Genomic DNA, 24611 nt, shown 5'->3' with positions numbered 1-24611 from the left:
AAATGGAATCTTTATCTTTGATACCAGGTGCTGGTGTTGCTGGTAGGGCTGGAAAGGTTGCTAGGGGAGTACCTAAACTTTTACAGAGATTTAATAGTGTAGAAAGTCTTGTTGGAAATGCGGGTAAACTTAAACGATTAAAAGGAGGTCTTAGACAGGGATCTATACAAGGAAATGCAAATGATATCTTTAAAGGATTATCTCAACAGTATGGAGCTAAAATACAGATCAATGGGGCAGAAATGTTTTTTAAGTCAGGAGATATTAGAATCGGTTTACATAATGCAGCGAAAGGTGGTGGAGTCCCTACACTTCACATAAAAAATGCAGGTCAATTATTTAAAATAAGAGTTATACCATGGTAGAACATGCCCAATTGTTAAATAAGTATGCTTCAGAAGTGTACTCAATGTATTCACAAACAATTTCAGAAAATGAATGGGGTAATAAAAGTGTTGCCTTAGAATATCTAAAAAAGTACTATTTATCAAATGAAGATTATTTAAAAAAGTGGAAACCAATTCAAAACACCATTTTTAAAAATCAGGACAAAGGATTGCCTGATGTGATGTTTAAAGATGACTTTTCTTTACTTGCTATTCGTGGCGGAATTTTATTTGAAAAAGATGACTTTGAAAATTTACAGAATTGTATTGAAGAAGTAGGAGATACAAAACTGATTATCGTTCAAAATGATTATGGAAGGAAGTTAAAAGTTCCTCCTTTCAGAATGATATATCCATCAGACATCACTTGGGAAGAACTCATGAGTGGTAACTTTATCTCTACTACTATTTTTGAAATGTTTGCTAACGAATATTTTGTTTTTAGTGAGAGTGGAAGCTGGGGGAAATATTCAGCTAACGACTATGAACACCCACTTGATTTAATTGGGTTTAAGCCTGAATATGCTTCTGTTTTTAAGAAACAATTTAAGCAACCACAAGAAGAGTGGGATGAAATAAAAGAATGGTTACCAATAAAATACAAAGAATTGATTAAATAAATTGAAAGCCATCCTTAGGGGTGGCTTTTTTCTTTAAGATGTCTGCTAGGGCCAGTTATATTGCTAATGTTTTTTATGGTTTCTAGAAGAGTATTTGATATAAAAACCAGGGCTATGCCATCTAATAAAATTGCTAAAGATGCTAGTTTTGCATTGAAATTAATAAAAATTGAACCAAACCTTGACGCTAATATTTATGGCTCTAAGGCAATTTAATTAGGTAATTTAAAATGGAAATAAAAATGTTTAATTTTTTAAAAAGAAAAAAGTACAAATTACCAGAATCTTCTAAAATTGAAGAAAAAGATATTTTATTTTTGAAGAGTTTAGTGAGTATATTACCGAGTGATTACTCGTTTCTTAAGCAGCAAGTTAATTATGATTTTATAGTAAGTAAAAGGCCTATGATTTTACAGCAAGAAGGAAATATCTCTTTTGCATTGGATGAAAAACTATTTAACAAATTTAAAAAGAAATCTTTCCCAGAGTCATCAGAGATAAATAATATTAAAGTTAAGAATAAAAAAACAAAGCTAATGAATATCATTAGTATTCATCTACTTAACGGCACTATCTGGGGTTATTACTTAGATCCAAGCACATCATTTAGCGATTTGAATTTTGAAGAATTTGATACTTCAAATATTGAATTTAAGCAATATAATAATGATGATAAATTAAAACTTGAAGAGATCATATTGCTAGAAAAGCAAAGCCCAATAAGAAAATTCTTGGATATCGAAAACACTTTCAAAATAGAAATTGATGAAGGAAATTTCTATGTTATTAAAGATTTAGGAGATGGTAATTATTTGGGCATCGATAAAGATGGAGCTGTGTATGGTTTAATTCATGATCCATATCAAAAGGGGCTACATTGAAAGCAATCAATAATTTTGAAAGCAAGGAAGGTATTGAACTGCCAACAGAGTTAAAAGAATTGTTAATATTTTCTGACGGTCTTGTTTTATTCGGGCAACAAATTCTTTCTCTTGATGAAATGGAATACTTTGCTAGTGAAAAAATTATAAACTTTCATGCATGGGGAAATGGAGATTTTGATTGTATTGCAGTTAGCCAGATAACAAAAGAAAATACAGTCTATTTTATGTCTCACTCTGTGGATTATTTAACACCTATTCATTCCTCACTATTTGGATGGACAAAGGATGTTATTAATGAGATACAACAAAAAGGAACATTACTACATCCTTGTGATTTTGCCGAACGAAATGAAGAGGGTATTTATAAAAGTATTATTCAAAAAGAAGTATAATAAAATATGGAAGTATCTATAATAGAGAAAATTTTAAGAAATACACAGACAGTTGAAATAGAAAACTCTATTGCTAAACAGGTCGGATGTGATATTTATAAAGATAACCTCTCGTTAATGGCGGGATTTATTAAGGAAGAAGTTGAAAACTCGCAATTATCAGCTGATAAAATAGAAGGTTACATTAATAAAAACAAAGAGGTTATAATAACATTTGGTGTCAACTTTTTAGAGAAAAGCAAACCAGAGAGTTTAAGTACAGGAATTGCTATAACCTATTCGATATACTTAATCTATCTGAAAGAAAAAGATGAAAAGGAACTTTTAGAATATCTTAAAAGAAGAAGAATACCAAAACCCCAAAAGTTATTAGAGCAACTATTAAGAATAGAAACGAATTGATTATAAAATGAAGCCTCGCAATAGCGGGGCTTTTTTATGAGCCGTATGCTTGTTTGGCTTTTAAAAAACGACAGATAAGGGAAACCATGAGTGAACCAACTTGCGGCTCTGGTCGCTTCCTAATCGCATTTCAAGGACATTTCCCAGGTAACTTATACTTATGCAACAGACATTGATCCTATTTGCTGCAAAATGGCTTGCATTAATATGATACTACATGGGTGTGAAAGTGAAGTAGTACAGCATAATGTACTCAATCCTGGTAACTATCAACGAGACTGGAAGATTAATCACAATATCCGCATCTACAAGCTACCAAGCATCATCCCCATTAAGAAAGAGCAAAGCACCATCTACCAAATGTGGCAAAATCAAAAAGCCAAACATACAGAAGAAAAGGTTGTGATGTGGCTACACTATTGTGGACAGAAAAGTTATAAAGATTATCCAGAAATTTTGATAGCTTTGGGCTTATGATAAAGCGAAGATTTATTAGTGGAGATTGGACTTCTAAGGAGGTCCAATCTTTTAAAAAACTAGACATCCATATTAATGAAGGTTTTTCGCATTTCGTTGTTGAAGAGTCTATAATATGCGATCGTATGGAAAAATTATTAACCTCCCATAAGGGTGAGGTTACTAATATTCCAACAAGTGCTATATTCATCAAAGAAGAAATCGATAAAGCTCAGTATGTTGCAATCACTTTGGGCAACAAGGAATACCCTCAACCTCAGCAGAACATAGATAGCTATAGAAGAAATACTTATGAAATAACCTTCCCAGTTAGTTCTTGTGGATATAAAGAGAAGCAGATAGCCCCCTTTAGAATTAAACAAGAACCTAAGTGGAAAAAAAACGAAGTGATGTTTTCTCTTCATTGGGAATATGATTCAGTTCTTGTTGAAAAAACGTTTTATGAAGATGTGTTTAAACCTATGGGGTTAGATAGTAGGGATGTGATCATCCATAAATCAGGAAAAATCTCAGAAACAGTAGTACAACTGATTGTACCTGTGGCAGAATCACCACTTAACATGGAGAACTCATGGTATTCACAACACAAAGAGATCTTGGATTGTTGTGGAAGAATTAGGTATACTCCTACTTCTGGTGATTTTCTCCCTTCTTTTAAAGAACCTATTAACAACCCAATATGCTTAACTCAAGAAATTTTTGGCTCGGAAGGCAATTCATTCAGACGAATAATTGTTAGTAAAGAATTGCTTAATATTTTGTTCAATAAGAAGGTTATAGATAAATACTTAAGTTTACCACTTAAATCAAAATAACATGAAAATATTCGTCCTTTTGCTTTTGTTGTGTATGATGGTATGCACTACCAATGCACAACAACAATCGGTAGAACAGATTGGTTTAGAATGTATCGTTGCTTCCTATCAAAAGAAAGGGGTTGATATCAAGGCCGTCCTTGAAGAGCTTGAAGATTGTCTGGTAAAAGCAGGTAGTTTGAAAGATCGTACTGGAGAAAGCTATATTGCATTTCATGAAAAAGCATTACAAGTAGATAGCATCCCTGCACATATCCCTGAAAATCTTGTTTTAAACATTTCAAGAGTTTCTTATGGATTTCACATGGATAGTGAGTGTAGAAAACAGATTGCATCTGCATCTAACTTTGAACAGTCTACATTTAAAAAGCTTATCGATCTAAGCAAAGAACCATTACCGGAGCATAACATTACAAAAGCATACGGAATAGAACGGGAGCTTTCCGTCATGAAGCCTAAAGACTTTGAAAACCCATTTTACAAGGCAATGGCACTCATTTCCATTGTAAGGGCTAGTAAAGAAGGTAAATTTGAATGAGCTTTATATTCTTAATGAATAAAACACCCTGCTAGAAATGGCGGGGTGTTTTATTTTGTACAGGCTTCCTGACTAATGCATCACCTCAGAAGAGCTGAAAGGATCAACTAGCTTTATATCACATTGCTTGAAATCCTTGATATTGCGTGTTACCAGTAATGCGTCATGCTGTTTGACGATGGCAGCGATCATCATATCAACTGCATCCACATTATGCCCTTCTGAAACGGAATGTGCGTACAAGGAACCATAGTGATAAGCAGCTTCCTCATCAAAAGAAAATATCCGCCCTACAAACACCTCATCAACAAATGCCTTAAATCGTTGCTCCAATTGATCACGACGTTTTCCGAGTGGTAATCGTTGAATCCCATAGTGTATTTCTGCAATGGTGATTGCTGTAATCGCCAAATGAAATTGTTTCTGTTCACTGATCCAGTGCTTCACGTTCTGATCTGGCTGTTCCCGCATCAATTCCGATACAATATTTGTATCCAGAATAATCATGATTCAAAATCCACAATCTCACGCGTTGAATTGCGTTCTGGTAAATCCAGATCAATACCATTAGACACACCAAAATAACGATCTGCTGCATCCAGAATATCCATCGAGCCAACCATACTCTCCATCGATGCATTATGTAACACTAATCGCAAATAGGCTTCCAGAGACATGCCCTGCTCTGCTGCACGCACAGCCAGTTTACGTTTGGTCTTTTCTGGTAAATCACGAATCATAACACTCGCCATATCAAAGCTCCTTATGTGATTACATTATAATCAATGATTGCAATGATGTCAAATATCAGGAAGTGGAACATCCCTTTCATAAATCCTTCCAAGCAACTCAGTTTGAATAACCTGCAAAGCTGACTTTTTTTGCCGTAAAGAGGGACGGTTCTTTCATCTATTTCCTACCTCAAGTACCGCTGACAAAAATCTCCATACACGCTATCGCGCGCTCGTATTTTTGTAACCGCCACTTGCCTTCTTTCGGGCAAAAACCGCTCCGCTAAGTGGAAGCGCAGGACATTCAACCTGTATCACTTAAAGGAGTACCACATGAAAACAACCGATATTCCACATGATTTTAGACCATTCTATGAACTATTCCGCAAACTAGAATATAAACACGATTACAGCATTGTGTTTGATGATTTTCTATCCGCAATGATGAATTATTTTACACCCCCCAATATGGATAATTACCCCGTCAGCATATTTGACAAATACACCAAGAATGAACGTTTACTGATTGGCTCCATGATCCCAGAAATCTTGAAACTCTTTCATCAAAAGATCAATTCAGAAGAACGTAAATGGTTTGATGTGTTTGGTGCTTTCTACGAAGCACTGGCAAGCCGTAGCAAGAAATCCCGTTTAGGGCAATTCTTCACACCAGAACCTGTTGTTGATTTAATGACTCTGATTCAATCTAGCGAAGGCGAAGACTTAACTGGCAAAGGTATTACCATAAGTGATCCTACCTGTGGTTCTGGACGGTTCCTGATAGCATTTCAAGGGCATTTCCCTGGGAACTATACTTACGGCGAAGACATTGATCCTATTTGCTGCAAAATGAGCTGTATCAACATGATGCTACATGGCTGCGAAGGTGAAGTAGTACAGCATAATGCACTCAATCCAGATGACTATCAACGAGGCTGGAAAATTAATCACAACATCCGTATCTACGGGCTACCAAGTATTATTTCCATTGAAAAGGAACAAAGTGCTATCTACCAGATATGGCAGAATCAAAAAGCCAAACATGCAGAAGAAAAGGCAGAAGCTGAACTAATTCGTACAGTCGGCAAGCAGACGGATCTATTTGCTATGTTTGATGAGGGGGATTAGTCTCCCTCTTCCTTGAATTACCAATCGAAATTCAGTCCAAAATTAAGCGTGTAAAAAAAGTCATTGTCATCTGTGATAGTGATTTTCTCAAATATTCCTGCTTGTTGTTCAAAGATTTGAAAATTATCACTAGGCAATAAATCGCGTTGCCAGAATTTTGCTCTTAGAAAAAGCTCTACTGCTCGAATTTTAGTTTTAGCTTTTGAAGATTTTATAACCGACCAACTAATACCAGTTACACCATAAAATCGAGAGGTATTTTTGTAATCTACCACATCAGTAAATGTGTTCTTTCGCATTTCTGCACCACTCAGATGCCTTACTGGCTTATCTTTATTTCTATCAAAAAATACATTAGCCCATTCATAAACATTATACCCTGCTCCAAAATCCAGATTAAATCTGTTAAAAATATTGGAGCGGAATAATAACCCCGCACTTACTTGATTAGTACGAAGTGCAATTTTATTTTCGGAGATAATTTCAGTGAAATCCTGTGAAGGGTTCTCAACATAATCTCTACCTACAAAGAAACGCTTATCTTCATTAACTATATCGTGTACATAGCGGTCGTGAGTCACGAAACCGTAAAATGAACAATAAGTGTCTTCTCCAAGGCGGAATCCATTCCACAATTTTCTAGCATAAAGAAGTTCATAAGAAGGGTTTAATAATCCAGTGCCTCCATTACTCCAATTGTCTCCCAAACTACTTTTAAAAAGAGTAAAGCCGATACTTACAATGTTATTTGCATTTACCTTGCTATCAAAATGTTTGTCTTTTTGAATGAGTTCCTCTGGATTATGATAATATCTTTTATCATCCGTATTGGTTTGTGCATAAAGAGCCAAATAAAAATCAATATTATCCTTGATAACCTGCTTTTGCTTACGATAATCAGTTTCATTATAAACAGAGTACCATCCTGTAAATACATTTTTTAGACCATTTGAAAATGCATTAATTGCATTATGGTATTGTCTTTTATGTTCTTCATTCAAATTCGTTTCAACTACAGTGACCTTACGTTTTTGTAATTCTCTGTTAAGGCGTTTTTTCCATTTATATCCCTGTTTTAAACCCTCTAATTTTGTAAACTCTTTGTTCAACTGTTTTTCCAAGCTTTCATAGGTATAGCGAATCCATATAGTGGATTCACCATCCAGATACCGCCTACTGAAAAAGACCTCTTTTTTGCCTTCTAATTTGGGCTGTCCTTTGCTTCTTCCTACATTTTTTCCTATTAGTTTCTTGACTTTTTTACCTCTTTTATCGGTCACTTCTACGTCGAGCGGAATATCGGAATCGTTTCTGACAACAAAATGATCTTTATCCACTGCTTCAATGGATGTTAACCCTTTTTGTTGAGAAAACGCGGATAATCCAATAACTGAAATGATAAAGAAGAATAATTTAGGAAGGTGAAAATACCTCATAAAATGATAATTTAATGTGAACAAATATGATTATGAGGTAATGTATGGTATAAGGAAAACCATTAACTCCAGCACAATGCACATTATCATACACAACAGGTTTTATTTCGGGATATTCTGTTAAAAGTTGAATGGTTTGACGCACGCAGGCAAGAAAACGTTTTGCAAGATGAGTGTGGATATCCTTATACCATTGAATGGTCAACTGAATATGAGTTTTTGCCCCCTCGGAAATGGTGTATTGATACATTATAATGTGGATTCCAACTCATTTAGAACCGAAGCACCATCTAGTAATTTTTCCCTACCTTCTTTTATGTCTTTAAGGCGTTTACGCACTTCTTCTTTCTGCCATTCGGGAATTTCAAAGACTTCTTCTTCCAGTCCTTCATATTTTTCTTTGAGGGCATTCCAGTCAGCGATTGGTATACGCACTTCTTTGGTCAAACCGTTTTCATCGATAATGTATTCTAATGCCATGAATAATACTCCTGTATAGCAATCATTATATCACATTCTCTATATACTGAACAGGTCTCAAATAAAAAGCCGCCCGATTTCTCGGACGGCCTTTCAACTCACAAACTCAATTGCTTGGGGAAGCGGAGCCTAGCGAAAATACACCTGAAGCGTATCATCTAACGTATTGAGACCCGTGGAAGTAATCTCGCTGTTAATGATGATGGCAAAAGGCTTGAATGAGGTGCTTTGCAATCCGTTTAGATAGACGATAGTTTTTACCCAAACAGATATTCTAACTCCATTGACTATCTCTAGGTTTGGATCTTCTTTTAGTGTTAATCGAACTCTGAGAGTAACACCATCATCTGCCTTGGAAGTGATTTTAATATGCGGCAAATCATTGACCGTATCACCTTGGCTGTTTACTTCCATTTTAGTAATGGTCTGATTCAGTATTTCTCTCTGCTTAACGGTCTTATAATCTACCATTGTAATATCGCCATTGTCAAAAGCAGCCTTTAATGATGCTAATGAATTAATGGTCGTTGTGGTCGGTTCCTCTGCCCCATCATCACTCCCACAAGAAACACATAATAATAGGTTGAATAGACAGGCGAAGACGGTGTTGATACCTATTGCTTTCATAAGATTTAGTTTGAGATGGTAATGCGAACAGGTGAGGTTTGGTTGCTTTGGATAAGTGCTTCTGTATGCACGGTATCAACATACAAATTATATGTTTTGCCGTTCGCTGAAACGACTACTTTAGTGAATCTTGCTTTGTCAGCTTCGCTTGTAGGTTTATCAACCATCAAAGAAAGTCTTTCTACTGTTATATCTTCTTTTAGATATCGAAGACTCGCAACATTACCATCAATACGCCACTTATCCAGCGGTCTTGAAAAGTTCTGCACCTCAGCATTTTCCATTGGATAGGTAACATTTATGGTGAAATCGACCACAAAATCATCCCCATTACCAATTTCTCTACCGATAATTTCAGTCGATATGGTTTCAATAGAAGCTGCTCCTGCAGCTTCATCATCATCACTGCTACATCCAATAAATAGCATTAGGCTCATGGCGCAAACTACGGTTAGTAGTGTGCATTGTTTACTCTTTGTTCTCATCCTTTTTTTGTTTTAAATACGTGAAACATAATTTGTAGATATTCAAAGATACAACAAATTAACTGCCCACCAAATATAAGCCTTATATTTATAAGGCAACAATATATAAGTAGTTTCTGAAGACAATTCTGTCTAAATTTGAACGCAATGGTGAAAATGACAGACACAGAAAAAAAGATAGAAAAACGTCAGGAGGCGTTGATCGCAGAATCAATGGGACAAGCAATTCGTCACTATCGAGATAAAAAAGAAATGTCACAGAGTGATGTATGCGCTGTATCCAATCTGGAACGTAATACTTTTCAACGATATGATTCTGGAAAAGTGTCTTCTCCTAAAATCAACAACCTCATAAAAATTGCGAAAGCCCTTGATATTACCCCAGGTGATATTATTAATAAGGCATACGAATTTCTTCAAGCGAATCCTAAATTCAACAGCTAGGAAATTTCTTCACATTCGCACAACATTCTTCTTGAAATCCCAACCACTCCCCGATAGATTGCCGCCCGTAAACTTGCATCAATTCTAAATTGAGAGCTATAGTAATGCTAGGCATTACTCCATAACTAAACTAACCTGTTTTATAGCTGCATTTATGCACTTGAGAATAGACGATAGCGCACTCACTTTGTTGTGCTGCAAGTCTTACGTTTTACATATTGTTTAACACTAAAATCTTACAAAAATGGCAAATTCAAAAACCAACTTGTACATCGCTAATTTGAAACCTGCAAACGAAGAAAAATTCGGCTTTTCCATCCTGAAAGGTGCAATTTGTATGGAAGATTTGAAAGAGCTTCTGGAATCAGAAGAAGTACAAAATCTGAAGTATGAGTATGAAGGATCGCATTTTTTCAATATTAAAGTAATAGAGCGTAAGAACCCTGATAAATTTGGGAGATCACACTTTGTTGCTATTGATGACTTCGTGCCGGATTCAAGTAAGAGAAAAGATGCTGCTAATGATAATTCAAAAGCAGCTAATGACAATGAGCCAAAAGATACGACTGAGAAGACAAAAACTGAAGAAAAGTCTACCACGGGTAAGACAGGAAAGCGGGGGTCTAAAAAACAAGCTACTACAGCTTAATAATTCATCGTACTTTTTAACTATAGGGAATCACAATCAATTTATTGAGATTCCCTTTTTTACATCATATTTTTTAACCATTAACACTTTTAAAAATGGCACAAGGAGAAGATATTTATCTTGGTAATGCTAAACCTCATTTCCGATTTGGACTAAATACATTAGTCTGTAGTATTGATGTTGAAGAAGTGATTGAAATACTCCGAAATTTACCGGAAGATTATCAGTACAAATTCAATGGAAAAATGCGGGCTAATTTACATATCATTAAACGGAAATATTCCGTTAAAAATGGTAGTACACATTTTGTCAAAGTAGATACCTATGTGAAAACACACTAACGTATCTATCATTTGTCTTTAGGGAATCGCTTCATTGAGATTCCCTTTTTTTTAGGTTAGACATTTGCTTGCAAAGATAGGATATGACTTGGAGAGCAGTGTAGATGCATCGCAGCATATCTATGTACTGCAAACCAAGTCAGATCCTTTTTAGGGTGGCATAAAATGTCTAACCTAAAACATGAACAATGAAGACAATTAAAATGGTTCCAAGCAAAGTATCTGAAGTCAAATTAACCTATGCCAATAAAGTAAAAGCGTGTGATCGTGTTAAGATAAAATGGTCAAAAGATGCGGCCATATTATTCAAAGAATCTTGGGATTATGATACCATAGATGCTTTTGAAACCTTTAAAGCGATGTATCTCAATAGAGCTAATCAGGTACTTGGTATAGTCACTATTTCCACCGGAGGGATTGCCGCTGCACTAGCTGATCCTACTAAAGTATTTTGCGGTGCTATTAAGTGTTTAGCTGCTGGTATCATATTATGTCATAATCACCCTAGTGGCTCATTAATGCCTAGTGATGTAGATAAGAAACTGACTGAACGTATGAAGCATGCTGGTGAGATTCTTGGTATAACGATTCTAGATCATGTCATCATATCCAGAGAGGGCTATCGATCCATGACTGATCAAGGAGAATTATAAGCCCCCTCACCTCTTTGGAACAAAGATTGTGTTTAACGAATAAAGCAGGAGAACTATGGATTACGAAGATGCTAAGAAAATATCATTGCCTCATTTGCTTCAGCAGTTAGGGCATCAACCTATTCAGGGCAAAGGTTCAGCTCGCAAACTCTGGTACAAATCCCCTTTGCGAGTTGGTGATAATGACCCAAGCTTTAAAGTGGAACTCAAAAGTGATGCGTGGGTATGGTATGATTTTGGGCTTGGTAAAGGTGGTAATATATTCAGCTTTGTTATGGAGTATGAAAACACTGATGATTGGGGTGAAGTCATGGCATTTCTTCGACCCTATACAACGATCAATACAGATACGCAGATTACCAAAGAGGTATATGCCAAAGACTCAGAATCCGGCATTACTATTGAATCCATAAAACCATTAGAGCACCCTGCCCTGATTAACTATTTATCATCACGTAAGATCCCGAAACGTGTTGCAACAATGGAAGTGACGACAATTGACAAAAAGAGTACGCATCAAGCAAGAGCAATCGTGTCTGAGGTGAATTATTCTCTGAATGACAGTGATAAGATATATTTTACCCTTGGTTTCCAGAATGACAAAGGCGGATATGAACTACGCAACAAATACAGTAAGCTTTCTTGCTCACCGAAATACTTCACCACCTTCAAAGGGCAGGATCAAAATACTATTGAAATCTTCGAGGGCTTCTTTGATTTTATGTCGGCTATGGTGATCGGTAAATACAAAGATGCACTACCCAATGACGTATTGGTGCTAAACTCATTGTCGTTTATTCCTAGAGCGATTGAATTCATTCAGGCAAACGACTACCAAACCATCATTACGTGGCTTGATACCAAGGCTGAGGACGCAAGAAAACTGTTTAGCCCCCTCACCTTTCAGCTCGATCATAGGCATGCACTTTATACCGATTATGATGATTTGAATGAGTGGTTGGTGAATGGATAGATAGTAATTGCTAATACCTTACTTGATTAAATGGCAACTAATGTCTATTTCTTAGGACGCCCCCTGTTTGCGGCAACCATTGCCACCTGTTTTTCAATAGGCGCGGTATTAAAAAAATAAAGTGCTGCGCGAATAACATCAGATCTAGAAGCTTTCGTTCCTATATGTTCAGGCATTAGCTCATATTCACTTACTATCTTCGACATTATTTTATGCTCTTCTGGAAATAGAGAAATACTCATTGGTATTACTCTAGGTTCGGATTTTATAGAACGTGTTCTAGCGAAATTAGTTTCGCTAGCTATCTCCTCTATGACTCTTTTCTCAGAACGAGGAACACTAACTACCTCCGTTATCATTTCAGTTTCTGGTTCCAGATCATCCAAACTAAGATCACTACCTCCAAATATTGGTTTTACAGTATCTTCTTCTAACATATGGTTTCTAACTCCTTAATTGGTTGTACAACTTTTTTAGTTTTTAGTTTCTCTTTAACTTCAACAGCAAAAGATTCAGCTATGTTCTTCGCTTTGTCTAGGTTACTTACGTGAGAAGAATTTAATTGTGAAAGACTTTTGCTCCTTTCATGAAGTTCAGCAAACGCTTGCAGTTGAAACAACTCTGTTTCGAAGAGATCGATACCCTGATCAATTATTTGCTTGGCGGTTCTTTTGTAAGCTTTCGTTCGTATTGCCTCACTCGTATTTGTAAACAATAAAGAATATGGTGTATTACGATTAAATTTCTTGGAAATGGCTTTTACCACTTGAATAGTATCCGCTGCACGACGACCATCCAATTTAGTTGGACGCATGGGAATTATAACGAGGTCGGCTTTCTTTATGGAATAAAGAATTGATATGTTCTTTGTTCCTTCTAAATCAACAATTACCAAATCATTTTTGTCCCTAGCGTTCTCGATTTCTTGTTCTAGGTTATTTTCATTATCATTAATAACGAACTTCAGGTTTTCTACTTTCCCTCCGTCCTTCTCCCAATCTTCATGTGGATGGTTTGGATCAGCATCTATAACCGTAACACGATTTCCTGCCTCTGCAAATGCGCATGCCAATATGGTACAAGAAGTTGTCTTTCCCACGCCACCTTTTGAATTTGCAAATATGACAACCTTTGCTTTCTTATTGGACATATATCACTCATCTTGTTCCTGTTTTATAAGATGCTATTTAATTAAGTAATGTAATCACATTTATAAGAAAATCTACGACTACCACTATGGCACTTAATTAGATAGCAAGTAATAGAATCCTAACATCTAAAATAAGGACTGCAATAATATTAACTATAAACCTATAATGGGTTAATAATAGACAACATCTATGTGGTATTTATGCTAGGGACGACCTGTATCCTTATACCGATAACAATGCTAACGGTTGCTAACAAACTAAGTAATCAAATAGCAAGTAGCATAATAATAATTGCTATAAGATTACTTAATTAAATAGCAGGTGCTATCTGATTAGTTGCTATTTAATTAAGTAATGAACTATTGTAATAGCAATTTGCCAATTAAATGCAAAAGAGACGATCTGTAAAGGTGTTTATCAAGGTTAATTATTAACAAATATTTTTCTGCAAAATTGAATAAATGCGCCATTCGGATTTTCAGGAATTGCCTGACCTTGAAATTTTTCTTCCCATATAATAATAGCTTGCTGGACACCTTCACGGTAACCACGGTTTATTAAAATGTTACGAGCAGTTTCTATAGCCTGATCTGACAATAAATGTGACAATTTTGGTTGTTGTTCATCAACTATCTGTTCAACAGTCCCATTTCGACGAGCCTTGCGACCTTGCTTAGAATATGTAAGTTCTTTGACTGATTCATCCTGACCGTCTGATGAGGTATGCCACCATTTTAGTAAAATATGAGTGATTTCTCTACCTTTTCCTGGAGTTGACTTTCCCTCTATTTCTACTCGAAAAGTAGGTGATAACTGATTTACCTCCATTTGAGCAGGTTCAATAGCTCGTGTTCTAAGGTTATACCAAGTTGTTAATTTATTCTTGGGAACACCCAAAAGATTTCTAAATTCTTGAACAGAAAATGTTTCCTGTGATTTATTCATATTAATCCGCTTTTCAACCATCTCGTATAAAGCAAGACCATACTTTCCTTTGAAGGAAAGCATTACATTTTTCTTTAATCTTGCGAAAACGGTACTGTCATTCAAAGCATCTCTTAAATCAGGATCAAACGAATAATAGAATTTACCATCATTTCTTTCGTGTTCTATGTTCTTACCAAGTAGTTGAACTCTAAGTGTAGCTGATTCACCATTCTGCTTTGTTTTGATATGGGCAATTGCTCCCATCAGACGCATAATGGAACTATCAACGCGTTCATCACTTTTTCGAGATAATCTCAATGCTTCTTTATCTATAGAATGCAATACTGGTTTAGCGATATCTTGTTTTGCATTATCTACTAGAAGATTATAAATCTTGCGATCATTAAGGGTGAGGGGGGTTACTTCAACTACATCGACTAATTCCCCTGGCTTCACAATGGTTCCAGAAGTGGATTTAACATCTAATGTTCTTAATTGATCAGACATAATTATAAACTACATCATTTTACATTTATGTAGCAAGAAGTTTTTCACAACAAAATTTTTGTGACAAAATGTAGTTTTAAAGATTTTTCTGGTTTTATTTTTAGCACCAATTGTAGTAGATAGTCATATGTTACATACATAAATAGGCACTAAATAGCCAAAAAATATAGATAAAGACTACCCGGTGACAAAATGTAGTTTTAGCTTAAATGCCAGATTAGGTCATGAATCTAATGTGACAAAATGTAGTTATTAACTGTAAACTACGTATTCATAACATACTGAAAAACAAAGGTTTTTATCCATTATAGTTCGTAGTTATTCTAATGTGACAAAATGTAGTTTTTAATGATCTAATATTGTGGATAACATATTTTTAATTATCCCAAAACGTAGGTTTAGCATGACAAAACGTAGGTTTAGCGGTGACCAAATGTAGTGCAACTGTGACTAAAAGTAGGTTTAGCGTGACAAAATGTAGTTTTAAGTGGAATATCATATTGACTTATAAGGATAAATCACTCCATGAACAGAAACAAGAACAAACTTTAGAATAAAGAACAGGAAACCAATTGTGGATAATTCAACAAAATTGCAGTTTTAAAGAAGAAATTGAATGGCTCACGCCATCAGATATTAACAGGTGTGACTTCGCACACATACCTCCGACCCTCGCTTCGCTCTCCCATTGCTTCGCAATACCACAATGCATTCGCTATTCGCTCATAAGTCATATATGATTCATTACCGTGGCAAGAACAAACCTTAAACACATTCATCCAATCCGTTGAAACATCCCAAGGGGCTTAGCAAAGGTTAGTGCGGAGCATGGGGTTAACTCAGAGTGTCACTATATGAAGCAGCAGCTTACCGCTGAGCGCAGTAAAAGAGTGTAAGAAAGGATATTCCTAATTAAATCACTAACCCCGCTGTATGAGGCTAAAAACGACTTTTTTGCTAAGATACTTTATACAGATGTGAGTAGGGAACCAAGTGGTAGTTTTGACCTTCAGTATTAGGCGAGGGAGGTACATCCATAAAATGACCCAAATTACTTGCAGCTTTGGATGGCCGCCGCCGAAAATCAGTTCATTATTCTTACAAGACAGTCATATTTCACTTGAGTTGTCCCGTTTTTTATTCAATAGTGCCAATGCAGCTCGCATATAGCGGGTTGTGGGGATTATCAACCCCTGTCAAAAACCACAGCGGCTCTAGTGCGCTAATGGATAACTATACCATAAATTCGGCTAAAAGGCCGGTCTCTAGTTGCGCGTATGTCAAATTCTATTCTAGATTTATATAACCCATTGATAAAACATAATATTATAATTTTCCAATGGATTATTTTACATACAACTATCCATTAGCCAATTTCAGTAAATTGACTTTTTTGCCTCTTTTCTGATCCTTCTTGCAACAGGATCATTAGTCTCTCCGTAGTCTTATTAGAGTAAAATTGCCCCTCTAATGCTACATTATATTATTCAATTAGAACAAATAGACGCTGCCAATAGATGGCGCGGTATTAATACTGTTGCCAGTGATTATACCATCCGGCTCTCGCAAGTCATCCATCCGCCGTCCTGCGCAAGAACCCCTTGAGTATCAACCTCAAGGGTATTTTATGCAACTACCAGTGCAGAGTTTTCTTTTCCTACCTCTTTCTTTAGTGTTGCTATTTCATCCCGATGTAATGCTTTTGACCTGAATCGATCATTGTTGATCCACATGCGATGCATGATAATGGCAAGTTTCCTTGCTACAGCAACTCGTGCTTTACTAAAACCAATACGCTTTGCCAGTCTAACACCCCACGCTTTGAGTGTATTCCATTGCTTGGAATGAAGAAGCAATACGGTTGCAGCTTGTATAAGAGCACGTCTGACTGCTGGGTCACCTCGTTTCGAGATGCCAGTAACGTGATTCACTTCACCCGATTGATATTGTCGGGGAGTAAGTCCAAAATAAGCTGCAACATCGGATGATTTCTTAAACCTCTCTGGATAATCTACTGCTGTATAAAAGGAAAGAGCGGTAATAACTCCCACTCCAGGGATATCCATAAAGCGTTTTACCATCTCAATATCGTGTGCAATTTCTTCAACCTGAAGATCAAGAGGCTTTATATTTTACAGGTATCGAGGTACAAGAGCAATGAAGGCATTACGATACGTTTGATATGGATATTACGATCTTCTGCCAGAGCCAGTGCATCTACAACACGATCATAAAAGGTTTGCGGTGCTATATTACCTCGGGCAACCACCAGACCAAATGGTTTTAATACTCCGCTAATATGATTCTCAAGTTTTACTTTCTGTTGAATGAGATGATCCCGCATGGTGAGTAGGGTACGAGTTTCCTGAGATGCCTGTGAACGTACAGTAACCAGTTTTAAAAAATCATCTCCTCCCATGCGTAATAATTGAGCAAGACCACGAGCATCATTTTTATCTGTTTTATTGCGGTAAGTGGCTAAAAAACGGTGAGCCTGAAATGTTTCCATACATGCCATTTCAAGACCTCGTTTATGCAATGCTGTAAATAACCAACTACTCATATTTCCAGCTTCCAATCCAACACGAATAGGTTCCGACAGATCGAAACGATTATTTAACCAACCGTAAATATCATTCGGTCTGGTAAGACTGGCTCCTTCACATATTAATTTACCCTTGCCATCAACCACGCAAATTGAGGTGCTTTTCTGAGATACATCCAATCCTGCATAATATTTGTAGTCACTCATTATTATCTCCTGCTATTAAATGAAAATCCTAGACTACCAAAAAAGATGCAGCGCAACTACAATATAGATGGCGGTGTGCTGTCCAAGCTTATGCTAAAAGCACCGCACCTGTTACTGTGGTTACAGGTATTGATAACATCCGGCTTTTTATGGATGTGTCTCCCCTTTATCATAAACGAGGAGGAGAATATCAGTGCCTACAATACACCCAATCGATATTCATATTGGAAAGCAACTCAGAGCAAAACGAAATCAACATGGAATAACTCAAGAAGAATTAGCAGCAAGTGTGGGGGTCACATTTCAGCAAATACAAAAATATGAACAAGGAAAGAATCGCATATCAGGTAGTCGATTCTACGAATTGGCAAACACACTGAATTGTTCGGTGGAATATTTCTTTGAAGGAAGTGATAGCGAATCTTGTAATTCTTTGGTGTCGAACCAACGACCTGTCGATGAAAAAGAATGGATCAAGATTCGGGCTGATTTTTGTCGGTTGCCAATACCAATACAGCAATCAATAAGAAAACTTATTAACAGCCTAAGTCATCAATAACCTTTAGATTATTGATATTGAAAACCGTTTGAAAAATTGAATGAATGTTGTCCCTATGTTGTCCCCGAAAAAAAAGAAAACCCTGAGCTGTTATATACTCAGGGCTTTTCTCGTTGGCCTACTAGGGCTCGAACCTAGACTCTTCTGGACCAAAACCAGACGTGTTGCCAGTTACACCATAGGCCAATATGTGTTTGCGGGTGCAAATTTAAAATTTTCTTTTGGCTCTGCAAACATTTTTTAAAATTTATTCTACTAAATCACTAATCTATCCATAAAACAGTTGTTATAAGTGTAAAATATAAACTTCTGTTAAGCGTTTCCTAAAAAAACTAAGGTTAAAGTATTTTTATTACTAAATTCGCCACACGTTATATAACTGAACAAATCTTATGAGTACATTCAACTTCACCAAGTGGAATAAAATATTAGGGTGGATCGTTTTTGTCATCGCTTTATGCGTTTATACAATGACGGTAGAACCTACTGCTAGTTTTTGGGATGCAGGAGAATACATTGCTACTTCCTCAAAATTACAAGTTGGTCATCCACCAGGAGCACCATTATTTCAAATGATTGGAGCATTCGCCTCTGCTTTTGCATCAGACCCTACACAAGTTGCATTAATGGTAAATATGACTTCTGCTTTTGCAAGTGCTCTTACTATTCTCTTTATGTTTTGGTCTATAACCATTCTTGTTAAAAAAGTGATTGTAAAAGATGAAGAATTAACAGATGGAAAAGCAATGGCTATTCTAGGAAGTGGTTTGGTTGGAGCCCTTGCATTTGCATTTACTGATAGTTTTTGGTTTAATGCTGTAGAAGCCGAAGTATATGCAATGGCAACCTGTATTTTATCTGTTCTTTTCTATCTCGGATTATTATGGGAACGAGATATGCACACCACTAGAGGTAATAAATGGCTAATCTTAATTTCTTTTATTGTTGGACTATCTTTCGGTGTTCATTTTATGGGATTGCTCTCTATCCCAGCAATAGGATTATTATATTATTTCAAAAACTATAAAGAAATTACAATAAAAAATTTCATTATTGCCAATATCGTAGTTGTAGCAATACTACTGTTTATTTTTAAACTCCTATTACCTTCAACACTTAAATTCTTTGGTGCAGCTGAAGTATTTTTTGTTAATTCTATTGGCATGCCTTTTAATTCGGGGACTATTATTGCTGGATTAATAATCGCTGCAGCTTTCTATTTTGGAATAAAATACACTCGTAAAAAAAATTATGTTCAATTAAACACATTATTATTATGTGTTATGTTTATTCTAATAGGATTTTCTAGCTGGGTTATGTTACCCATTAGAGCAAATGCCGGAACTGTAATCAATGAAAATAATCCTAATAACGCAAGAGAACTTCTGGCGTATTATAACTTAGAACAATATCCAGAAACTCATCTTTTTTACGGACCTCAATTTACAGAAATCTATGCAGGCTTGGATGAGAACAATCCTTATGAAGATGGCAAACCGAAATATGAAAAAGATCTTAAAACCGGGAAATACATTATAGTTAACGATTGGAAAAATGCAAAACAGAATCTTGATGATGCTCATAAAGCTATTTTACCAAGAATGTGGAGTACAGAACATATCGCTAATTATATGGAATTTACCGGGCCAATTAAATTTACAATTAAACCCGAGTATCAAGGTGAAGAAGAATTACTTAATGCCGTTACTCAATTTAAAAGGGAATACGCCACCGGAAAATTAGATAATGATGATTATAATAAATTTCTACAATCGTTTGGCAACTATATCGATGTAGAGAAACCTTCTTTTTGGGATAATGTGGTATACTTATTTGATTACCAAATGGGATATATGTACTGGCGTTATTTTATGTGGAATTTTGTTGGACGACAAGATGACAATCAAGGTAAACTTACAGATCTAGAAGGCAACTGGCTTAGCGGTATCCAATTTATCGATGAAGCTCGCTTAGGGTCTCAAGACAACTTGCCTAGTGACGTTCTTAAAAACAAAGCTCGTAACACCTACTATTTCTTACCACTATTACTAGGACTAATTGGGTTTGTATTTATGTTACAAAGAGATAAGAAAAAATTCTGGGCTTTGCTCATTTTTTTCTTGTTTACAGGTTTAGCACTAAAAATTTATCTTAACGAAAGACCTTTTGAACCAAGAGAGCGTGATTATGCACTGGTAGGATCATTTTATGTATTTGCCATTTGGATAGGATTTGGTGTATATGCTTTGTTTGATTTACTTAAAAAATATCTACAACCCAAAATACTTGCTCCTATAGTTACCGTAGTTTGCTTATTGGCCGTACCTATACTATTAGCAGCACAAAACTGGGATGATCACGATCGTTCAAATCGATATACTGCACAATCCATGGCAAAAATGTACTTACAATCTTGCCAGAAAGATGCTATATTATTTACGATAGGAGATAATGATACATTTGCACTATGGTATGCACAAGAAATTGAAGGCTACCGTACAGATGTTAGAACAGTAAACACAAGCCTTTTTGCAACAGATTGGTATATCGATCAAATGAAAAAGGCTGCATATGAAGGAAAACCTATTCCTTCACAATTAACTCATGATTTTTATAAATGGGGAAATAATGATGCTATTTACCACAAACCCGTAACTTCTGATACCATGCTTATCAAAAATTGGATGAGATGGATAGAAACGGATGACCCAAGAACTAAAGGGGATTTACAAAGTGGTAAAAAAGTAAATACATTTCCCACAAAGCATATACGAATTCCTGTAGACAAAGAAGCTGTGCTTAGAAATGGCATTGTAGCTCAAAAAGATGCGGATCTTATTGTGCCCTATATTGATATTCATCTTAATGGAGATTTATTATTTAAAAATCGTCTTTTAATGTTGGATATTATTGCCAACAATAACTGGGAAAGACCCATCTATTTTACTGGGGGGAGTTATGGTGATGATGATTTCTTATGGATGAAAGATTACCTGCAATTAGATGGAGTAACCTTCAAATTAGTTCCGATTCGAACTAAGGTAAACCCACGAAATCCTTTTGAAATGGGTAGAATAGATACAGACCTCATGTATAAAAATGTAACCAGCTGGGACTGGGGTAATAGTAATGATCCAAATATATATCATGATCCAGAAACCAGAAAAAATGCAATTACATATCGTAGTAATTTAGCAAGACTTGTAGAGGTTTTAATCCAAGAGGATAAAAAAGATAAAGCCAAAGAAATTCTAGATCTAGCAATGGACAAGATGCCGATTGAATATTACGAATATTACACTCTGGTAGAACCATACATCTCTGGTTATTATGAAGTAGGAGAAAAGCAAAAAGCGCGAGATCTTTGGACAAAACTAGCTAAAAAATACCAAGAGCAACTTACTTATTTTGGCAGCCTAGAGCTTAAAGACCAATACCGCCATGCAGAAGAGATTGTTACCAATGTAGAACGCTATCGTAGTGTAGTTGATCTATTGCTAATCAATCAGGATCGGGAAATGATAGAAGAAAAAGCAGATGAGTTTAACAGATATCTAAGATTGTTTACCAGACTCTACTCTGAAGATGAAGAATACAACGATGAAGAAGCCATAAGAAAACAAGAAGAAGATCTAATTAAAGAGTTTCAAAATCAGGAAAAACCTTTAGACTCTTTGGACAGCATACCAAACTAATCATTAAAAGTGAGTCTTTTTAAGGCTCACTTTTTTAGTACACTCATGGTGCAAATAATCCCAAATAAAACTCCTAAAGTTATCAAACAGCTTTTCTCAAATTATACTTGGGATCTTTATGCAAATAATGAAAAGAAACTATATTTAACTTTTGATGATGGTCCTATACCAGGTGTTACAGAATTTGTTTTGACACAATTAAATCAATATAATGCCAAAGCAACTTTTTTTTGTATTGGTGATAATATTAGAAAACATCCCGAGGTTTTTCGACAGATTCTATCAGAAGGTCATACTATAGGCAATCACACTATGAATCACTTAAAGGCCTGGAAAACCAGCCTGGATATGTATATTGATAACACTATAGATTGCCAAAATCTAATCCAGAAATATTCCCCCAACAAAGACATACAACAGATATTTAGACCTCCATATGGGCAAATAAGCCATGCTAAATTTAAAGCACTAGAAGAGTTAGGATATAAAATTATACTTTGGGATGTATTATCAAAAGATTGGGAACAAACAATATCTCCAGAAGAATGTTTACAAAATGTGCTTCAAAATGCACAACAGGGAAGCATTATTGTTTTTCATGACAGTATAAAAGCTTCAAAAAACCTTACTGTCGCACTACCAGAAGTTTTAGACTATTTTACCAAAAGAGGATATGTTTTTGATACCATTAGGTTCTAAACATATTCTTTCATGAGACCTATTAGTGTATTAGCATCTTGCTCACCACTTTGTCTCCAAACCATCTCACCTTCTTTATAAATCATTAATGTAGGAAGCCCTTTAATACGCAAAGCTGTAGCCAACTCTTCATTCTTATCTACATCGATCTTTATAACTTTCCCTTTATCTCCAAGTGCTGCTGCTACATCCCTCAATACAGGATGCATTGCCAGAGAGGGCTCATTCCATTCGGTAAAAAAGTCTAATAAAACAGGAACTTCAATACCTATTATATCTCCAAACTTTGACATGTTCAAAAACTTTTATGTTTGGGCCTTTTATAATCGGCCATTAAACAGTTGTAAATATAACACTTTCTGTGAATTAAGCATCTTTAGATCCTTTTCTCAATTCAATAACTGTAATTTCAGGCCATATACCAACCCGTCCCGGGAAAGCATGAAACCCAAAACCTCGATTTACATTCAGATATCTCCCCATTTCGTCATACATACCTGCCCATTGCTTATATACATACTGCACTGGACTCCATCGTACAAATCCGGGAATTTCAATCCCAAATTGAAATCCGTGTGTATGTCCACTTAGCGTAAGGTGGTAATGATCCGAATGCTTCTTTACTTCATACTCCCAATGTGAAGGGTCATGACTTAACAAAACTTTAAAATCTTCTTTGGTCACCTTTTCAGATGCTTTTGTTAAATCACCAGCTTTCTTAAAATTATGCCCCCAATTCTCCACTCCTATTACAGCAATACGTTCACCATCTTTTTCTACAAAAGTGCTATCATTAAGTAACAGATTAAAATCGATTTTAGTATGAACTTCCTTTATTGCTTCAAAATTTGCATCTTTTTCCTCCTGACTGTCCCAGGTAACATATTCTCCATAATCGTGATTTCCTAAAACAGAATATTTACCATACTTAGGTGTCTTAATACGCTTAAATGTATCTATCCAGTCATCCATTTCTTCTGCGACAGTATTTACAATATCCCCGGTAAACAATAATAAATCTGTTTCTTGTTCATTAATTAAATCCACTGCATATTCAATTTTAGTAGCATCATCAAAACTTCCAGAATGTATATCTGAAATTTGTGTAATCCTAAACCCATCAAATGCAGCAGGAAGATCTTCAAAATGCAATACATGACGTATTACTTTAAAATTATATTTCCCCCTAAAAATACCATGTAACAATCCGCCAAGAGGTATTGCAGCAACACCCAATGCCAATTGACTTATAAATTTTCTTCGGTCTGGAAAATATTGAGTGGCTGTGCCTTCAAAAAAAGTATTTGTAAGATAATTGTATCCCGCCACACAAACTCTAATGATATCTTCACCAAATAAAAACAAAACCATAATTAATTTAGGCACTAATGTGAGTAACAAAAGAGCACTAGCTCGTAATGTGTACTTAGTTGGACCAACACTACGGTCATAATTAGCAAAAACATAAATCACATAACTTAAAATAAGTAATGACAATGCCAAATATCCTATTTGCACCCATTGATTTTTGGTTATAGTTCGAATGGCTTGATATGCATAAGTTTCAATAAGTATGTATAGAATTATAGGAATTAACCAACGCATAATTTGTTTTACAGTTTTATTATTGAACAAAGCTATTCCTCCTTTTTAATTTGCAGCTATTTTTTAAGTAAAAATTAACGATAAATAAATTTTGTGACCAAAAAGCGTTAAAATCATGTCTTTATCCGGCATAAATCTTAACAATTTCTTTTAGAACTAAGATTTTTATTTGTAACTTCGTTTCATATTCCTTTTTAGGGCTTAATTACAATTTAAAAAAATCATATACTATATATAAAATTTACTATCGTATTT

The 24611-nt window shown here is 35.5% G+C and carries 31 protein-coding genes and 1 tRNA gene; 17 read left to right on the top strand and 15 right to left on the bottom strand.

Going from position 1 to position 24611, the window contains the following annotated elements; all coding sequences use genetic code 11:
• From Z054_RS31865 to Z054_RS0122765, 8 genes are all read left to right on the top strand, one after another.
• Nucleotides 1–365 (top strand): hypothetical protein (locus Z054_RS31865; protein WP_024772342.1); only part of this gene is annotated, 365 nt, incomplete at its 5' end.
• Nucleotides 359–1006: a hypothetical protein gene (locus Z054_RS0122800; protein WP_024772341.1), complete on the top strand. Its 648-nt coding sequence runs from the start codon at nucleotides 359–361 to the stop codon at nucleotides 1004–1006. The genes Z054_RS31865 and Z054_RS0122800, both read left to right, overlap by 7 nt.
• 242 nt (nucleotides 1007–1248) lie before the next feature.
• Nucleotides 1249–1887, top strand: coding sequence for a hypothetical protein (locus Z054_RS0122790; protein WP_152538652.1), 639 nt, complete (start codon nucleotides 1249–1251; stop codon nucleotides 1885–1887).
• Nucleotides 1884–2282, top strand: coding sequence for an SMI1/KNR4 family protein (locus Z054_RS0122785; RefSeq protein ID WP_024772339.1), 399 nt, complete (start codon nucleotides 1884–1886; stop codon nucleotides 2280–2282). The genes Z054_RS0122790 and Z054_RS0122785 overlap by 4 nt, the downstream gene beginning before the upstream one ends.
• 6 nt (nucleotides 2283–2288) lie before the next feature.
• The gene (locus tag Z054_RS0122780; RefSeq protein WP_024772338.1) at nucleotides 2289–2684 is read left to right on the top strand and encodes a hypothetical protein; all 396 of its coding nucleotides are present in this window, start codon (nucleotides 2289–2291) and stop codon (nucleotides 2682–2684) included.
• Between the two features lie 192 nt (nucleotides 2685–2876).
• Complete coding sequence (locus tag Z054_RS30520) at nucleotides 2877–3161, top strand: hypothetical protein (protein ID WP_152538651.1); 285 nt, start codon at nucleotides 2877–2879, stop codon at nucleotides 3159–3161.
• Nucleotides 3158–3976, top strand: a complete 819-nt coding sequence (locus Z054_RS0122770) for a hypothetical protein (RefSeq protein WP_024772336.1) — start codon at nucleotides 3158–3160, stop codon at nucleotides 3974–3976. Before Z054_RS30520 ends, Z054_RS0122770 begins: the two co-directional genes overlap by 4 nt.
• A 1-nt stretch (nucleotide 3977) precedes the next feature.
• The gene (locus Z054_RS0122765) at nucleotides 3978–4514 is read left to right on the top strand and encodes a hypothetical protein (RefSeq protein WP_152538650.1); all 537 of its coding nucleotides are present in this window, start codon (nucleotides 3978–3980) and stop codon (nucleotides 4512–4514) included.
• Between the two features lie 72 nt (nucleotides 4515–4586).
• Here Z054_RS0122765 and Z054_RS0122760 read toward each other — a convergent pair whose 3' ends face one another.
• Together Z054_RS0122760 and Z054_RS31860 are read right to left on the bottom strand one after the other, a co-directional pair.
• A complete protein-coding gene (locus Z054_RS0122760) occupies nucleotides 4587–5021 on the bottom strand; it encodes a type II toxin-antitoxin system VapC family toxin (RefSeq protein ID WP_024772334.1) in 435 nt (144 codons plus the stop codon).
• Complete coding sequence (locus tag Z054_RS31860) at nucleotides 5018–5254, bottom strand: FitA-like ribbon-helix-helix domain-containing protein (protein ID WP_035093143.1); 237 nt, start codon at nucleotides 5252–5254, stop codon at nucleotides 5018–5020. The genes Z054_RS0122760 and Z054_RS31860 overlap by 4 nt, the downstream gene beginning before the upstream one ends.
• A 324-nt stretch (nucleotides 5255–5578) precedes the next feature.
• Here Z054_RS31860 and Z054_RS0122750 point away from each other — a divergent pair, with 324 nt between their 5' ends.
• Nucleotides 5579–6373 (top strand): N-6 DNA methylase, encoded by a 795-nt coding sequence (locus tag Z054_RS0122750; RefSeq protein ID WP_024772332.1) that lies wholly within the window; start codon nucleotides 5579–5581, stop codon nucleotides 6371–6373.
• 17 nt (nucleotides 6374–6390) lie between these two features.
• Here Z054_RS0122750 and Z054_RS0122745 read toward each other — a convergent pair whose 3' ends face one another.
• From Z054_RS0122745 to Z054_RS0122725, 5 genes are all read right to left on the bottom strand, one after another.
• Nucleotides 6391–7809, bottom strand: coding sequence for a hypothetical protein (locus tag Z054_RS0122745; RefSeq protein WP_024772331.1), 1419 nt, complete (start codon nucleotides 7807–7809; stop codon nucleotides 6391–6393).
• A complete protein-coding gene (locus Z054_RS0122740) occupies nucleotides 7787–8014 on the bottom strand; it encodes a hypothetical protein (RefSeq protein ID WP_152538649.1) in 228 nt (75 codons plus the stop codon). The genes Z054_RS0122745 and Z054_RS0122740 overlap by 23 nt, the downstream gene beginning before the upstream one ends.
• A gap of 44 nt (nucleotides 8015–8058) precedes the next feature.
• Nucleotides 8059–8289, bottom strand: a complete 231-nt coding sequence (locus tag Z054_RS0122735) for an addiction module protein (RefSeq protein ID WP_024772329.1) — start codon at nucleotides 8287–8289, stop codon at nucleotides 8059–8061.
• 129 nt (nucleotides 8290–8418) lie between these two features.
• Entirely contained in the window at nucleotides 8419–8916 is a 498-nt protein-coding gene (locus Z054_RS0122730) for a hypothetical protein (RefSeq protein WP_024772328.1), read from the bottom strand.
• 5 nt (nucleotides 8917–8921) lie between these two features.
• Nucleotides 8922–9353 (bottom strand): hypothetical protein, encoded by a 432-nt coding sequence (locus tag Z054_RS0122725; protein WP_206538811.1) that lies wholly within the window; start codon nucleotides 9351–9353, stop codon nucleotides 8922–8924.
• 204 nt (nucleotides 9354–9557) lie between these two features.
• On the opposite strand from Z054_RS0122725, the gene Z054_RS0122720 reads away from it, so the two are divergent.
• The 5 genes from Z054_RS0122720 (at nucleotide 9558) to Z054_RS0122700 (ending at nucleotide 12461) form a co-directional block, all read left to right on the top strand.
• Nucleotides 9558–9845, top strand: coding sequence for a helix-turn-helix domain-containing protein (locus tag Z054_RS0122720; protein ID WP_161635325.1), 288 nt, complete (start codon nucleotides 9558–9560; stop codon nucleotides 9843–9845).
• Nucleotides 9846–10089: 244 nt separating this feature from the next.
• The gene (locus tag Z054_RS0122715) at nucleotides 10090–10494 is read left to right on the top strand and encodes a hypothetical protein (protein ID WP_024772325.1); all 405 of its coding nucleotides are present in this window, start codon (nucleotides 10090–10092) and stop codon (nucleotides 10492–10494) included.
• 95 nt (nucleotides 10495–10589) lie between these two features.
• Nucleotides 10590–10835, top strand: a complete 246-nt coding sequence (locus Z054_RS0122710) for a hypothetical protein (RefSeq protein WP_024772324.1) — start codon at nucleotides 10590–10592, stop codon at nucleotides 10833–10835.
• 203 nt (nucleotides 10836–11038) lie between these two features.
• Nucleotides 11039–11488: a JAB domain-containing protein gene (locus Z054_RS0122705; protein ID WP_206538810.1), complete on the top strand. Its 450-nt coding sequence runs from the start codon at nucleotides 11039–11041 to the stop codon at nucleotides 11486–11488.
• A gap of 55 nt (nucleotides 11489–11543) precedes the next feature.
• A complete protein-coding gene (locus Z054_RS0122700) occupies nucleotides 11544–12461 on the top strand; it encodes a hypothetical protein (protein WP_024772322.1) in 918 nt (305 codons plus the stop codon).
• A 44-nt stretch (nucleotides 12462–12505) separates the two neighbouring features.
• Here the strand turns inward: Z054_RS0122700 and Z054_RS0122695 are convergent, their stop codons facing one another.
• The 5 genes from Z054_RS0122695 to Z054_RS30510 form a co-directional block, all read right to left on the bottom strand.
• Nucleotides 12506–12898 carry a hypothetical protein gene (locus Z054_RS0122695; protein WP_024772321.1) on the bottom strand — a complete coding sequence of 131 codons (393 nt, stop codon included), beginning with the start codon at nucleotides 12896–12898 and terminating at the stop codon, nucleotides 12506–12508.
• Nucleotides 12892–13611 (bottom strand): ParA family protein, encoded by a 720-nt coding sequence (locus Z054_RS0122690; protein WP_024772320.1) that lies wholly within the window; start codon nucleotides 13609–13611, stop codon nucleotides 12892–12894. The genes Z054_RS0122695 and Z054_RS0122690 overlap by 7 nt, the downstream gene beginning before the upstream one ends.
• Before the next feature lie 424 nt (nucleotides 13612–14035).
• Nucleotides 14036–15046 carry a replication initiation protein gene (locus tag Z054_RS0122685; RefSeq protein WP_024772319.1) on the bottom strand — a complete coding sequence of 337 codons (1011 nt, stop codon included), beginning with the start codon at nucleotides 15044–15046 and terminating at the stop codon, nucleotides 14036–14038.
• Nucleotides 15047–16671: 1625 nt separating this feature from the next.
• Nucleotides 16672–17127: a transposase gene (locus Z054_RS30515; RefSeq protein ID WP_084050544.1), complete on the bottom strand. Its 456-nt coding sequence runs from the start codon at nucleotides 17125–17127 to the stop codon at nucleotides 16672–16674.
• 44 nt (nucleotides 17128–17171) lie between these two features.
• On the bottom strand, nucleotides 17172–17798 hold the full coding sequence (locus Z054_RS30510; protein ID WP_051473861.1) for an IS110 family transposase: 627 nt from the start codon (nucleotides 17796–17798) through the stop codon (nucleotides 17172–17174).
• 193 nt (nucleotides 17799–17991) lie between these two features.
• On the opposite strand from Z054_RS30510, the gene Z054_RS0122675 reads away from it, so the two are divergent.
• Nucleotides 17992–18357, top strand: a complete 366-nt coding sequence (locus Z054_RS0122675; protein ID WP_024772318.1) for a helix-turn-helix domain-containing protein — start codon at nucleotides 17992–17994, stop codon at nucleotides 18355–18357.
• 113 nt (nucleotides 18358–18470) lie between these two features.
• On the opposite strand, the gene Z054_RS0122670 is transcribed toward Z054_RS0122675, so the two are convergent.
• A tRNA-Gln gene (locus Z054_RS0122670) sits at nucleotides 18471–18543 on the bottom strand.
• Between the two features lie 206 nt (nucleotides 18544–18749).
• Here Z054_RS0122670 and Z054_RS0122665 point away from each other — a divergent pair.
• Together Z054_RS0122665 and Z054_RS0122660 are read left to right on the top strand one after the other, a co-directional pair.
• The gene (locus Z054_RS0122665) at nucleotides 18750–22052 is read left to right on the top strand and encodes a glycosyltransferase family 117 protein (protein WP_024772317.1); all 3303 of its coding nucleotides are present in this window, start codon (nucleotides 18750–18752) and stop codon (nucleotides 22050–22052) included.
• Nucleotides 22053–22097: 45 nt separating this feature from the next.
• Entirely contained in the window at nucleotides 22098–22751 is a 654-nt protein-coding gene (locus Z054_RS0122660) for a polysaccharide deacetylase family protein (protein ID WP_035093139.1), read from the top strand.
• Here Z054_RS0122660 and Z054_RS0122655 read toward each other — a convergent pair.
• A complete protein-coding gene (locus tag Z054_RS0122655; RefSeq protein WP_024772315.1) occupies nucleotides 22748–23044 on the bottom strand; it encodes a thioredoxin family protein in 297 nt (98 codons plus the stop codon). The two genes, Z054_RS0122660 and Z054_RS0122655, sit on opposite strands and share 4 nt — an antisense overlap.
• Nucleotides 23045–23117: 73 nt before the next feature.
• Entirely contained in the window at nucleotides 23118–24356 is a 1239-nt protein-coding gene (locus Z054_RS0122650; protein WP_035093137.1) for a metallophosphoesterase, read from the bottom strand.
• Nucleotides 24357–24611: the final 255 nt, after the last annotated feature.

It is taken from the genome of Aquimarina macrocephali JAMB N27, from assembly GCF_000520995.1.
GTDB lineage: Bacteria > Bacteroidota > Bacteroidia > Flavobacteriales > Flavobacteriaceae > Aquimarina > Aquimarina macrocephali.
The sequence above is the reverse complement of the archived record's forward strand: the minus strand, read 5'-3'. Positions and strand labels throughout refer to the sequence as shown.